General features: G+C 34.6%; 10 protein-coding genes. 1 reads left to right on the top strand and 9 read right to left on the bottom strand.

The window, feature by feature from the left end; translation table 11 throughout:
- Window positions 1-284: 284 nt before the first annotated feature.
- From ACEN2H_RS05900 to ACEN2H_RS05875, 6 genes are all read right to left on the bottom strand, one after another.
- Window positions 285-1,910, bottom strand: coding sequence for an amidohydrolase (locus ACEN2H_RS05900; RefSeq protein WP_441731342.1), 1,626 nt, complete (start codon window positions 1,908-1,910; stop codon window positions 285-287).
- A gap of 184 nt (window positions 1,911-2,094) precedes the next feature.
- Window positions 2,095-3,771: an asparagine synthase B gene (gene asnB, locus ACEN2H_RS05895; protein ID WP_441731340.1), complete on the bottom strand. Its 1,677-nt coding sequence runs from the start codon at window positions 3,769-3,771 to the stop codon at window positions 2,095-2,097.
- Between the two features lie 175 nt (window positions 3,772-3,946).
- Entirely contained in the window at window positions 3,947-4,348 is a 402-nt protein-coding gene (locus ACEN2H_RS05890) for a response regulator (protein WP_441731338.1), read from the bottom strand.
- 18 nt (window positions 4,349-4,366) lie between these two features.
- Window positions 4,367-6,637, bottom strand: coding sequence for a PAS domain S-box protein (locus tag ACEN2H_RS05885; RefSeq protein WP_441731336.1), 2,271 nt, complete (start codon window positions 6,635-6,637; stop codon window positions 4,367-4,369).
- A 6-nt stretch (window positions 6,638-6,643) separates the two neighbouring features.
- The gene (locus ACEN2H_RS05880) at window positions 6,644-6,880 is read right to left on the bottom strand and encodes a CHASE3 domain-containing protein (protein ID WP_441731334.1); all 237 of its coding nucleotides are present in this window, start codon (window positions 6,878-6,880) and stop codon (window positions 6,644-6,646) included.
- 384 nt (window positions 6,881-7,264) lie between these two features.
- Complete coding sequence (locus ACEN2H_RS05875; RefSeq protein WP_441731332.1) at window positions 7,265-7,714, bottom strand: hypothetical protein; 450 nt, start codon at window positions 7,712-7,714, stop codon at window positions 7,265-7,267.
- A 220-nt stretch (window positions 7,715-7,934) separates the two neighbouring features.
- On the opposite strand from ACEN2H_RS05875, the gene ACEN2H_RS05870 reads away from it, so the two are divergent.
- The gene (locus ACEN2H_RS05870) at window positions 7,935-8,477 is read left to right on the top strand and encodes a DUF2911 domain-containing protein (RefSeq protein WP_441731330.1); all 543 of its coding nucleotides are present in this window, start codon (window positions 7,935-7,937) and stop codon (window positions 8,475-8,477) included.
- Between the two features lie 103 nt (window positions 8,478-8,580).
- Here ACEN2H_RS05870 and ACEN2H_RS05865 read toward each other — a convergent pair whose 3' ends face one another.
- The 3 genes from ACEN2H_RS05865 to ACEN2H_RS05855 all read right to left on the bottom strand — a co-directional run bounded on the left by ACEN2H_RS05865 (window position 8,581) and on the right by ACEN2H_RS05855 (window position 14,408).
- Entirely contained in the window at window positions 8,581-10,341 is a 1,761-nt protein-coding gene (locus tag ACEN2H_RS05865; RefSeq protein WP_441731328.1) for a TonB-dependent receptor, read from the bottom strand.
- Between the two features lie 120 nt (window positions 10,342-10,461).
- Window positions 10,462-11,325 carry a PhzF family phenazine biosynthesis protein gene (locus tag ACEN2H_RS05860; RefSeq protein WP_441731326.1) on the bottom strand — a complete coding sequence of 288 codons (864 nt, stop codon included), beginning with the start codon at window positions 11,323-11,325 and terminating at the stop codon, window positions 10,462-10,464.
- A 68-nt stretch (window positions 11,326-11,393) separates the two neighbouring features.
- Entirely contained in the window at window positions 11,394-14,408 is a 3,015-nt protein-coding gene (locus ACEN2H_RS05855; protein WP_441731324.1) for a tetratricopeptide repeat protein, read from the bottom strand.
- Between the last annotated feature and the right edge of the window lie 120 nt (window positions 14,409-14,528).

Below are 14,528 nucleotides of genomic sequence, written 5' to 3'. Positions count from 1 at the left end.
GTTTTATCATTATTTCTATATCTATTTCGAACATTATTTTTCTACCACAACCCAAGGCAATTTTTACGAAATGCCAGCCGATAAACCGGAGCTTTTTTTGAGAGCCTAAGGTTATTTAGGGGGATCTTTTTTACTAATTTAGCTATACAATGACGCGACAGATATTATAAAAACAAATTTGTGTTCTGTCTTAAACAAACCAATTAAAACAAAAGTCTACTTTAAACCCTCAAAATAAATAAATACTTAATAAAATGCAAAATAACAGTTTTTACAAAAGTCTTTTACTTAACCTTAATCCCTTTTAAATAAGTGTTATAAGCCTTCATTTGAAGAATTTTACTTTCCTCTATTTTCATGATATCTTCGTCGTAAATTACAAAATCAGCCCATTTACCAACTTCAAGACTTCCTTTTTCTTTTTCTTCGAAATTAGAATAGGCTGCCCAAATTGTCATTCCTCTTAAGGTTTCTTCTCTGGTTAATGCATTTTCCATTTGAAAACCACCTTTAGGATATCCTTTACTGTCTTTTCTAGCTACTGCAGAATGAAAAGTCGCCATCGGATTCACTTCCTCAATAGGAAAATCAGTTCCTAAAGCAATAATTCCTGCTTTTTTAAGTAATTTTTTATAAGCATAAGAATTTTTCAAACGGTCTTTCCCTAATCTTTCACCAGCCCAATACATATCTGAAGTCGCATGTGTAGGCTGTACCGATGGAATTATCCCCGATTTAAAATAATCAAAATCCTGCTCACGTAAAACTTGCGCATGTTCAATTTTCCACCTTCTATCTTTCTTGCCTGTCAACGCTTCTTTATATATCTTCAACAAAACTGTATTGGCAGAATCCCCAATAGCATGTGAATTCAATTGAAAGTCAGAATTTGCTATTTGCTGCGCAACAGACCTCAGTTCTGCAATAGGAGCCAGTAATGCTCCATATTGATTAGGCATATCTGAATACGATTTATGAAGACAGGCACCTCGAGAACCCAAGGCACCATCACCATACATTTTAAACGAACGCACATCTAAATTATCCGTTTTATAAATTCCTTTTTTAAGGTACAAATCAATGTTCTTTTTGTTGGCAGAGATCATCGCGTAAACATTTAGCTTCATCACTTTTGCTTTTTGTAAACTATCTATTAAATTAATGATATCCGGATCCAAGCCAGCGTCATTTATTGTTGTCAATCCATAATCAAACATTACTTTCTCAGCATCCAATAAAGCTGCTATTTGTGTTTTTCGGCTTGGTTTTGGTATTATTTTAAAAACCAATTCCATTGGGTTATCTATTAAAATTCCTGTTGGCTCACCGTTTTTAATTTCAATTTGACCACCAACGGCCTTTGTGTCTTTAGTTATTCCTGCTAACGCCAATGCTTTACTGTTAACAACAATAGCATGACCGTCTACTCTATTTAGTACCACGGGTATGTTTGGAAAATATTTATCTAAAATTGCTTTAGAAGGAAATTCTTTTATTTTCCAATCATTCTGGTCCCATCCGTTTCCAACAATAAAATTTGATTTTTTTTCTTTTTGAAAAGCTTGAATCCGCTGCACCACATCCTCCATACTTTTTGTACCACGCAAATCAACCTCCTGAAGGCTTAATCCAAAACCATAAAAATGACAATGCGCATCTATTAAGCCCGGGTAAATAAACTTCCCTTCTGCCTCTATTGTATTATTCGATTCAAAGGCGTTTGTAATTTCATCATCACTGCCTAAAGCTATAATCTTACCTCCATTAAGCGCCATTGCTGTTGCTGTACCAAATGCTTTATCTACAGTGTAAATTGTAGCATTTGTAACTATAGTGTCAACGGTGGTCTTATTCTTTTTTAAGCAGGAAGTAAGTGCTAGTAAACTGAAAATTAAAATGCAGCGTTTCATAATTTAGTGTTTAGATTCGCTAATATAAAAAAGAAGACCAACATAACTGAAGCTAGGCCTACTTATTTAAGAAAATACCTAATTATTATTTACAATTATCTGTTTTCCCAACATAAAAAAGGCGCCTCCGAGATGGAGAGCGCCTTGATATTATTAAATTGCATTAATTACAAAACAAAATGTTTTATCCTTTTACATAAGAATCTGCATGGACATTAGCTACTGCTCTTCCTGATGGATCATTCATGTTTTTGAATGCTTCATCCCACTCTAAAGCTATTTTCGTACTACAAGCAACACTTGCTTCCTGTGGAACACATAGGGCGGCTGCATCACTAGGAAAATGCTCTGCAAAAATAGAACGATAATAATATTCCTCTTTAGATGTTGGAGTCTGCAATGGAAACTTGTATTTCGCATTGGCTAACTGCTCGTCAGAAATTTCTACAGCCACCACTTCTTTCAGGTTATCTATCCAACCGTAACCAACACCATCGCTAAACTGTTCTTTTTGCCTCCAAGCAATGCTTTCTGGCAACATGTCTTCAAATGCTTTGCGAACAACCCACTTTTCCATTGGATGTTCCTTGTTGATCATTTTATCTTGTGGGTTAACTCTCATGGCCACATCCATAAATTCTTTATCCAAAAATGGCACACGTCCTTCGATACCCCAAGCTGCTAAACTTTTGTTAGCGCGCAGACAGTCGTACATATGTAATTTACTTAATTTACGAACGGTTTCTTCGTGAAATTCTCTTGCATTTGGAGCTTTGTGAAAGTACAAATATCCTCCAAAAAGTTCATCTGCTCCTTCACCTGATAATACCATTTTAATTCCCATTGACTTAATAACTCTCGCCATTAACCACATTGGAGTCGATGCTCTAATGGTAGTTACATCATAAGTCTCCAGGTTATAAATCACATCTTTAACTGCATCTAAACCTTCTTGAATAGTGAACTTAATTTCATGGTGAATGGTACCGATGTGATCCGCCACTTTTTGGGCTGCAGCCAAATCAGGAGAACCTTCCAATCCTACTGAAAAAGAATGCAACTGCGGATACCAAGCATCGACTGTATCACCTGACTCAATACGTTTTTGCGCATATTTTTTGGCAACAGCCGATGTAATAGAAGAATCTAAACCTCCAGAAAGTAGTACTCCGTAAGGAACGTCACTCATCAATTGTCTGTGAACAGCTGCTTCAAGGGCTACTTTAATATCCTGAATACTAGTTTCGTTGTCTTTTACGGCATCAAATTCTGTCCATTCTCTTTTGTACCATTGTACAAATTCCCCGTCTTTGCTCGTCATATAATGTCCCGGAGGAAATAATTGGATTTTCGTGCAGTATCCTTCTAATGCTTTCAACTCTGAAGCTACATAAAAGGTCCCATGTTGATCCCAACCAATGTATAATGGAATAATCCCCATATGGTCGCGGGCAACAAAATACTCGTCTTTTTCTACGTCATAAATGGCAAATCCAAAGATACCGTTCATTTCGTCTATAAAATGAGGTCCTTTTTCTTTGTAGAGAGCCAAAATAACCTCACAGTCACTTTCAGTTTGAAAGTTATATTTTCCTTCAAATTGTTTACGCAATTCTCTGTGGTTGTAAATTTCACCGTTTGCAGCTAAAATCAGTTGTTTATCTTCACTGAATAATGGTTGTTTACCCGAAGACGGATCAACAATCGCCAATCGTTCGTGGGACATAATCGCCTTTTCATTACTAAAAATTCCGCTCCAGTCCGGTCCACGATGACGGATAATTTTAGACATTTCTAACACTTGTGGTCTTAAAGCTTCTGCTTTTTGTTTTAGGTCAAAGGCACATACTATTCCGCACATAACTATATATTTTTTTTGGTTTGTTTAATTTGATAATGCAAAAGTGGGCCTTATGTTACAATAGTAAAACCGAATAATATAAATTAGTTATAATATACAATCAGTTATCATTATTTAATTAAAATATGAAAGCATAATGAGCGTAGAAACGTAAGGTAAGTAATTAAACAGTTCTTCAAGAAGACGACTCGTTATCTAAAATTATTTCATTGAGAATAGCTTTAGATAATGGTTTGACGAAGTATTTTTTCACAACCGAATATTTTAATGCCTTCTCAATATCATTCTCATCATTTGAAGAAGTAAGCATGAAAACAGAAGTTCTCTTAATAATCTCTTCAGGAAATTTAGAAAATTCATCAAGAAAACCGAAGCCATCCATATCAGGCATATTAATGTCTAGAAAAATAGCATCAGGAAATCCTTCCTGCTTACTTTGCAGCACTGCTAAATACTCTAATGCTTCAATTGGAGAATTAAATACATTTATTTCCTCAGCCAAATTGCTTTCCTTAACAAGAAATTCCGAAATATAATTATCCATTTCGCTATCATCAACAAGTAAAATATTTTTCATTTTCATATCTGCAAATAATTAATTGTTCTGATTTGGAATTTGTATACTAAACTTTGTTCCTGATTTGAGTTCAGATTCTAAAGTAATTGATCCACCTAGTTTTTCTAATGTCTCTTTAACAATATACATTCCAAGACCAGAGCCGTTGGAAAGTTTAGTGGCTCTATAAAACATGTCAAATACTTTTTCCTGCTTCTCTTCAGCGATGCCTATGCCATTATCCTCAATAGTGATTATTGCCTTTTCACTATCGCATTCAACGATAATACTTACAAACGACTCCTCTTTAGAAGTATCTTTGTATTTAATGGCATTGGAAATTATATTATTAAAAATCACAATTATTCTTTTTTTGTCTGAAATAAATTTTTCTTTTTGATCTATTTGTACTAAAGGCTTTATTTCATTAGCTCCTTCCATAAACTTATGACTGTTTCTTATTTCTTCTATAAGCTGTCCAAAATTAATTTCTTCGCTGACTATTCCCATGCGGGTATTACGAGAATAATTCAATATATCTTCAATAAAATTATCTAATCTAATCACACTATCATTGAGCATCTCGAGCCTTGTGATTTGATCCTCATTGTTGGGCTCTTCGCATCTCTTTACAATTCCTATCAAACCCAACATTGATTTTAGCGGAGCACGCAAATCGTGCGAAGCACTGTAAACAAAACGGTCCAGCTCAGAATTACTTTTAGATAATTCTTCAATCTTTAACTCTAGTTCTCGTTGTTTTTCTACTAATTCTTCTTCTGCTTCTTTGAGTATAGTTGTATCGGTATTCGTCCCAAACCAGCGGGTCACTTTGCCTTGATCATCAAAAACAGGCTCAGCCTGAGAAAGAAACCAGCGGTAACTGCCGTCAGCTCCGCGCAAGGGACAGACATCTTCCCATCCTTCACCTGACTCCATACCTTGTTTTCTTTTTACTAAAAATCGTTGCAAATGGTCCGGATGAAGCACTTTGACCCAGCCGTGCCCTTTCACCTCTTCAAGTGTGGTCCCAGAGTAATCAAGCCAGCGCTGATTATACCAGAAAACACCATCCTTATCGGACATCCATGCCTGTTGTGACATGTTATTGGCAAGGATGGAAAATTCTTCTTCGACCTTTTTTCGCTCCGTAATGTCTGAACGAATAGCAACATATTGGTAGGGTTTGCCTTCATCACTCAGAAATGGAACTATCGTAGTATCTACCCAGTATAAAGCACCGTCTTTCTTTCTATTTTTGACTTCTCCTTTCCAAATTTTTCCGCTACTAATCGTCTCCCACATTTCTTCCATAAATTCTTTACGATGATAACCCGAATTTACGATCCGATGGTCTTGTCCCATCAATTCGGCTCGACTATATTGAGATATGGCACAAAAATTATCATTGACATACGTAATACTTCCCTTATTGTCTGTAATGGCAACCATGGCTGATTCGTCTAAGGCATATTTATAATCCTTAGTCTCTTTTAAGCTATTCAGCAACGACAATTGTACTTTCCTGTTTTCTGAAATATCCCTGAAGAAAAACACACCACCAATTATCGTTTTATCATCATCATAAATAGGCGCTCCGCTACCATCAATATATATTTTGCTCCCATCTTTACGTTTTATGACAGTATTACTGCCAAGCCAAATTATTTCATTTGTCCGCATTACATCTATCAATGGTTTCATTACTTTCGCTTGAGTCTCTTCATTGTGAATTTCGAATAGATTTTCCATAACTCTACCTAAACTTTTTCCCTCCTCACATCGCGATACTTCTTGTGCTACACGGTTAATAAACGTTATAACACCATTGACATCTACAGAAATAACTCCCCAACCCAAACTACTCATTAACTGGTTATACCAAACATTCTTTGCAAGCAAAGCATCTTTAATTTTTCTCTTCTCCTTCAGATTACGCCTCAAAATAAAAAACATCAAAATAATCAATGCTAGCACAAAGCCCAACACTAAATAAAACGAACGATAAAAGGCCACTCTACTTTTAAAATATACATCCTGGCGCATCTTGAGCAAACTAGCTTCCTCTGTCTGAATCGCGGCAATAACTCCTTTTACTTTATCTAAGTACGTTTTCTTCTTCCTCAAAAAATCCAGGTTGTACTTAAGATCAAATCCTTTTCCTACTGCCCGTTGATTGTCTTTGTATAAAAAAGTGATTCGATTGTCGATCAGTTTTTCTAAATATTTGACACGCAATACCTGTTTTTTGTTGTCATTTACTAAAGGGCCAAGTTCTTTTAATTGCTTCTTTACCTCATTATATGACATTTGCGTCTACTCTAAAAAAACCTTGTAACCACTTATTCTATAGCCACGATTAGCAATTAGATTGTACTGAATACTTGATTCTATATGACTCGACTTATCAAATACTTGGTGCGTATGTTCTACCCATTTATTGCTTTCTTGCATTTCATATTTGTTGTTTTCAGTTATTATTACCGAAGCAACAAGCCCAATAATGACGATGGTGAAAAGCAGGATTATTTTATTATCAGAAGAAAATTTCATAGTTGGATTAATAGGCGGTTTAAAGATATGATAAAAAAAATCTTATAAATTTTAAAAAAAAACTATAAATTAATAAACAAGTTGTAAACAACATAAAAAATAGTCATATCATAAACAAGAATACGACTTATAACTTACAACCGATTATAAAAAAAGTTAGGTCATAATAGCTATTTAAACCAATCAAAAAGACTGATATATAGCTGATCGCAATCAAAATAATAACAGAATTATATCTACAGATTCTTGATATAAATTATTTGAAGGTTTGAGACAAACAACTCTGTTTGCAAAAATTAAAAGAAGTAATTACAGCAAGAAAAAGTCAGCAAATCAAATAGAATAAAACAGCAGTTATTGTAGAATTAACAGGAACCAATAAAATCAATCGATATTCTCCACTAAATAGGTCGTCCCGTTAATCTCAAATGTAAATCCTACTACATTTCCCATTAGCTTATTTCCAAGGGGCGACTGCGGTGACAAAGCGATAACATTAACTCCCTCAATATTGATTTTTGGCAGGGCCAAACTCATGTACAAATAGATTCCGTTAGCTTTTACCAGGCTCCCCACGATAATTGTTTGAGCTATTTTGCTAGGGTCAATTTTGTCCAAAATTACTTTTTGATTTACCACCTCTCTCAATTTAGTATTGAGTTTCTCTTGTTCGATATGCATCATCGACAAAGCCGTTTCATGTTTATCTCCTGCGGAACCTTTGGCGTCATTTTTTGAATCTTCAGTAAGAGCTCCTATCATGTCCCTGAAAACATCAATTTTGTCTTGAACGAGTTGTAAGTAATATTGATATATCTTTTGCTTGAAAGTCATGTTTTTGTTTTTAAATATAAATCACGGTTAAATGATAAGCTAACAATAAAATTAGAACTGTCTCACCACTCATAAATGAGCCCAAAGTTATGCTATTATTTTGGAGACTCTTATTTTATTTAGGCCCTGTTTAGAGTCTACAACCAATTTTAACACGATTTTTTTAGCTTTATACAGACATAATTAATAATTTTAACCTTCTAACATTTTAAAACAGACTATGAAAAAATCTATTATTACAACAATTGCATTAACCTTTACGATTCTTTTATCCGCTAATCTGCATGCCCAAAAATTCCCTGACCTTGATAAAAGCGCAATGGATATGGCTTCTTTCCCAACTGATTATAAAGATGCCGCTAAAATTGCAAAAGTAACTTACAGCAGACCTATGCTAAAAGGTCGTAATATTGATGAGCTAGCTCCAGTTGGAAAAGTATGGAGAACTGGAGCAAATGAAGCGACCGAAATTACTTTATATACCGATATGAATTTAGGACAAACAAAAATTAAGGCAGGTACTTATACTTTATATACCATTCCTGAAAAAGATTCATACACGGTAATTATCAACAAAGACCTTAATGTTTGGGGAGCCTATTTTTACAAACAAGAAAATGATGTCGCCAGGCTAAGCGTTCCCGTAACTGAAGCAACCGAATCACTAGAAGCCTTTTCGATGGTTTTCACCAAAGCTGACAACGGTATTGTGCTAAATATGGGCTGGGACAAGATGAGATTGGCTGTTCCTTTTACTGAGTAACTCTTTTATGAACATAAAAAAATGGCTTCCAAAACATGGAGGCCATTTTTTTTAAGTGGTATTTCTAAGCCAAACCTGAAACATATTAATTAATTGAAATAAATTAAAAATCAAATTTATAATTTGCTCCCGCAACAATCTGGAAACCCTGAACCTGATAGTTTAACCATTTTTCATAGGCTTGGTTCGTAATGTTGTTGGCTCTTATAAAACCGGTCAAACGATCATTGTGTTTATACCCCACATGTGCATTTACATCAAAGTAACTGCTCAAAATTATCGGACTCGGGGCAACTATATTAACAATATCCATATTTCCTTGTGTATCCTTGCGTTCTCCTACATAAAAGACAGTAGCACCGGCAAACCATTTTGGTGTGATATTAAAATCAATATTCGAATTCAATTTTATTTCTGGCAAATTCCAAGCTTCCTGCTGAAAATCATTCGTGTAGCTATTAAATGTTCCACTTACTCCAAAAGTCACATTATCCGAAAAATTAGCTTTTAAATCTCCCGAGAAACTCAATGTTCTCATGTCATCGTAAACAACCTGCATCGAATTCCCAAAAGCGTAATCTTCATTCGCCGCGCTCTCATTGTAATCATTACTTGTAAACAAAGCTTTATTTCTTTCATTAATGTAAGACCCGCGAATATTATAACTCACGTTATTTATCAATTTCCCTTTCAAACCGGCAAAAACATCATATTGTTTGTCAGTAGGAGCAATATTTAAAGTTGGTGATAAAAACGCGTTTTCATTGGCAAAATCTAGATAAGAGTTTTGTTCTAAATTCCCTTCGGCACCAGCATAAAAAATCATTAAATCCCCGACCACTTTGTAGCTGGCATTAACTTGCGGATAAATGAAAAATTTATTGTTGCTGTTTTCGTTCTCTAAACTATAAAAAACTGCAGCACCAATATTCAAAGTCCAATCGTCCTCTTGCATCACAAAAGTAGGTGAGATTCCAAAATTAGTAAAACCATATTTTAATGGTTCTGTATTTGTATTTGCGTAATTTTTTTCAAAAGACCCACCCACGTAATCTACGATTATATTAGTTTTAATAGATTCATCCATGACGTCAAATTGCAAAGAAGGCTTTATATAAAACCTGTTTTCAGCCGAACCAAAACTATCCGTAAAGTGACTAAACTTAAGGTTAGCATCGTTAAGCAGTCCCTCATTAAAGTCAATTTTACCTCCAATGGAGTAGGTATTATACAAATGTTGGGCATTTATCCCTTCCACTAAAAAAGCGCGGTCGGTTGTAGATAAGCTGTTCCCAAACTCTGATGGCAAACCGTACCAATTATAAATCTGGTTTTTATAACCTAAATCAAGGTTCCAAGACATAGCGTTCGTGTTTGCTCCGTACGTTAAATCTATAGATGTATCATAAAAGCGATCATCCAGTTCAACACCTTTTATTCCTCCTAGCGAAGAAAGGTGCCGAAACATTCCCCCCACATAATCGTTATTACCCAAATCTTGATTTACGAACAACTCGGCGTTTAAAGTTCTATAGTTTCCGAATCCCAAGGTCGCATAATTATCATATAAATGGGCTTGTTTCGTCTTATCTACTCCCTCTGCTTTTCCTTTAGAAGGCGTGAAAGTGGAAGCAACTGGAAAAGAAAAAATAGAATAATTAATTGTTTCTTTTTTGGCATTTCCTTCGTCGTCAAGAGTAGGCGTTTCCTGTACCTTGAACGCGTCAGATAGTGTCGGCGTATAAGGCTTAACTACATTAACCACCTCAGAACCAATGTTATCTTCCTTTTTTTGAGCAAATGAAAACTGGAAGGCTACTAACATCAGTACAATTGCAGTTTTATTTTGGAAATTGAATTTCATATTTTATCTATTTTTTTTAAAGAAGAAAGCAGCAAGACTTTTCAAAATTGTCTAATCCCTATCCTTCCCCTATTTTTTTTCTTGATCTTTTTACTTCTTATTTATTCTTTGTCTTGTTATTTAAACTTCCCATTCACCTTTTGCGATGAATTGCGTTTTCCCACCAATCTTTATATCAAAGTGATTGTTGGTTAGTTTTCCATCAAAATAAATTTGAGACGATCTATTAATAAAATCACCCTGATGATTAATAATCTGAATTTCTGCAGAGTAATACTTTAAAAGAAAAGCTTGCAAACAAGTACTAGCGCTTCCTGTCGCTGCATCTTCTATAAGCTGATTGTTTTCTACACAAAACATCCTACTAATGAGTACTTTATCTTCTAAATAATAAAAATACAACGCTCTATGACTCGTTTTACAATGCCCATGCAGCCATTCATTCATTTTAACCAGATCGAGCACTAAATTCTCTATCGCTCTTTTATTGCTGATCGGGATAATTACGAAAGCACTTCCAGTACTAACTTCTTGAATGGGGAAATTTTCATCAAAATCAGCGCTTTTTAAATTGCTAAACGACACAAAATCCTCAACTAAAAAAGCATCTAAGAACTCTGGCTGAGCTGCCTGTAGCCAAATTAAATCTCCCTTTTGATGAATAGAAATTTCCCCAATAGGAACCGATAAAGTAATCTCTGTAGGTTGATTTTTAAATACTTTATTCATCAAAACCCATGATGTCCCTATGATTGGATGCCCAGCAAACTTCATTTCATGCTCTGGAGTAAAAATTCTAATTTCTGCAACGGCATTTTCTGTGTCGAGCTTAGTAACAAAAGTGCTTTCTGCAAAATTAATTTCACGAGCAATTTTTTGCATTTCACCATCACTCATGATATCCGCTCCTAAGAAAACAGCCAATTGATTACCTGCATATTTTTCCTCTGCAAAAACATCAACAATGTAAAAAGGTATATTCATTAACGTATATTTTTAGGCGCCAATTATATTAATAATATGAAACCTGTTTTTCTTGTTCTTTGACTTCTTTACTTTGTAATCGATGAATTTGTTTTGGATTCTTCCATCTTAATCGCGTCCAATTCTGTTTGCGCTTCTAGAACGATATCTGGAAAATCAGTGAAGTTTTGAATGACATTATCTAAAATATAAGTCGCTTGAAAACTATCTTGAAGTCCATAGAAATTTTTTGCCATAAGAATCAGTCCCTTCGCTCCAAAATAGCGGTAACTAGAATAGTTTTTAGCGAGTTTTTGAACCGACACATTTGAAGATTCAAATTTTTCATCTTTATTTTTAAAATAAGCGTCATAATACAATGCTTCGGCAGCTAATTCACCCTTAGCAATTACAAGAAGTTTAGCATAGCCCGATCTAGCTTTCGCTTCGTCCCCAGTTTGAATTGCGGAACGAGCAATGATAATTTGAGCATCACTTTTTACATTATCATCCGTTTTGGTATTATTCAAAACTTTTTCTGCATAGATAACCGAATTAGAATAGTCTTTTTTGTCGTAATAACATTTCATCAAATTAGACTGTGCAAACACTTTATTTTGGGGAAAATCAGCTTCATTCTCTAAACGAATTAGTACCGGAATCGCTTCCTCTTTTTCGTTGTTATCCAATAACACTTGGGACAACCTCGCCAGAGATTGTTCAGTGAACTCGCTTCTTGGTTGGTCAATAACATATTGGTAATTCATAATGGACTTGTCTTTTTGTCCTTCAGAATAGTAGGCTTGCGCCAAATAAAAGTTAGCCTGCAATGAATGGATTCCTGTTGGGAAACTGGATATATAAGCGTTGAATCCCGAGATGGCCTGCTTGCTATTGTTTTGTTCGAATTGTTTTACTGCTGATTCGTAGGAATCATTATCCAGCTCTACATCTGTAACTGTAACAAAATCTAGAGTTCTTACCCAAGTCGCATATTCATTTACTCTACCTCCGTCAACATATATCAACCTTGCTGTTGAGACGGCTTCCAGAGCTTCTGGAGTTTTAGGAAAATCAGCTGCTACTTTTTTAAATTTGTTTAAAGCCTCAGTACTTCTATCTGAGTTGTAATATATCAAACCTTGTCTTAAAATTGATTTTGCCGTGTATGAACCATTTTTATATTCACCGATCAATCGATCAAAAGTTTTCAAAGCAATATCCTGTTGTTTATTGGCTACATAGGTGTTAGCCAATTCATACATCGCATCGTCATGATAACTTGATTTTGGATACAATTGTAAAAATAAATTTAACTCTTCAATCTTCTTATCATTTTTAGCTATAAAACCATAACACATGGCCTTTTGATAATAAGCATAATCAGCATCAACGCCCTTAGATTCGATTACTTTATTATAGGCTTCCATGGCTGGCCAATACTTTGAAGTCACAAAGCGGCAATCTCCTAATCTTAGATTACTATCATTTAATCTTACTTTATCGTTTTTTACAGTTTCGATCTGCTTTTCAAAATAATCTCCAGCTTGATCATATTCCTTCAATTTGAAATAAGCATAGGCTATATTATAATTGATGTTTTTAAATTCCGGAGTAGTACGACCAACAGTTAATCCCGCAAATTGCTTATAACTGAGTAAAGCATTTTTAAAATCATCCAAAACATATTCTGTTTCTCCTTTCCAAAATGTAGCTCTTGCAGTGAAACTAGCATCTATCTGCCCATCGATGGATTTCCTGAACATAGCCGCCGCCCCTTGATAGTTTCTATCAGCATATAACTCCAATCCTCTATAAAACGTGACTTTTTGGTACGCTAGTTTGTTTTCTGGGCTTTTATTTTTATCCAATAGAGCCAATGCCTCCTTATAGTTTTTAGAAGATATATAAGAGTCAATTAATAATTTTTCAATTACGGAACGGCTGGAATTACTAGGATATTCTTTTATAAAACCTAATAAAACTGCGGGAACACTTTGGTATGAATTTCCAATTTCATAACTTAATTTCGCATAATTTAAAGCTGCATCTTCTTGTATTGATTCGTCAAACGCCATTTCGGAAGCGTTCTTGAACGCATTTAAAGCTTGCTGTTTCTGGTCTAATTTCAAATAGCTTTCTCCTAAATGATAATAGGCATTTTGAGCAACGAAATCTTTTCCGTTTATGATTTTGTTGAACTGCGAAATAGCACTTTCAAAATTATTTTGTTTGTAATATGCGTATCCTAATTGGTAAAAATCAGTGTTATTCCACTTTCCTTTTTTCCCTTTGTAAGCAGCTAAATAAGGAACCGCTTTGTCATATTGCTTTAAATTAAAATAGCTTTCGCCAATAATTTTACTTAATTCCGCCTTTTCAATAGCATTTGAATTGTCCATTGCTTTTTGGCCTAACTCGATTGCTTTTTGAAAATTACCAAGCTTAAAATTCATATCAGCCTGATAGTACGACAGTTTCTCCTTGTATTTTTCTTCTCCAGAAACTTCATCAAAATATTTTGTCGCCTCCTTGTAATCATCTCCTTCATATGCTATAAAGCCTAAATAATACTTGGCTTGCGAACCATATTCCGCTGAATTTACCACTTTGTTAAAATAAGTAGTAGCTTCATTTTTATTCTTGGAACTAAAAAAAGAGTACCCTTTTTGGAAATTAAACTTATCCTTATCGCTAGTACTCAATTGACTTTCATCAACTTTTTCAAACCACTGCAGCGCTTGCGAATAATTCCCTTGTTCAAAGTAATAATGAGCCACTTGTATAAATGCTTGATTGCTCTTCGCACTCGTAGGGTAATCTGAAACGAAATTCTCCATCAATACATCAGCGTTAGCTCGATTAAGACGAATAGCGCAATTAGCATCATAATAAGTACAATCTGACTTCAATTCTTCGTCAGTAGTTTCCAGTTTTACTTTTTCAAAGATAATTTTGGCAGACGCATACTGCATATCGTTAAACAACGAAAGTGCTTTATTAAAATCCGCTAAATCATGAGTATATATTGTTGATTTTTGAGCTGAAACCGAAAAAGAGCTAACAAAAATAAACAAAAAAAAGAGCCAGGAAAGTATACGCATTTTGATTTTTTTTTTAATATTCAAATGTATCATAACTAACGGTTATAACGGTTTACAATTCGGTTTTATTATAAACAAATGTTTAAACAAAAAATAAAAAAAGTCCTAATTGATAATTGG

Origin of the sequence: Flavobacterium sp. W22_SRS_FP1 (genome assembly GCF_052113685.1) — a bacterium.
Lineage (GTDB): Bacteria > Bacteroidota > Bacteroidia > Flavobacteriales > Flavobacteriaceae > Flavobacterium.
The sequence above is the reverse complement of the archived record's forward strand: the minus strand, read 5'-3'. Positions and strand labels throughout refer to the sequence as shown.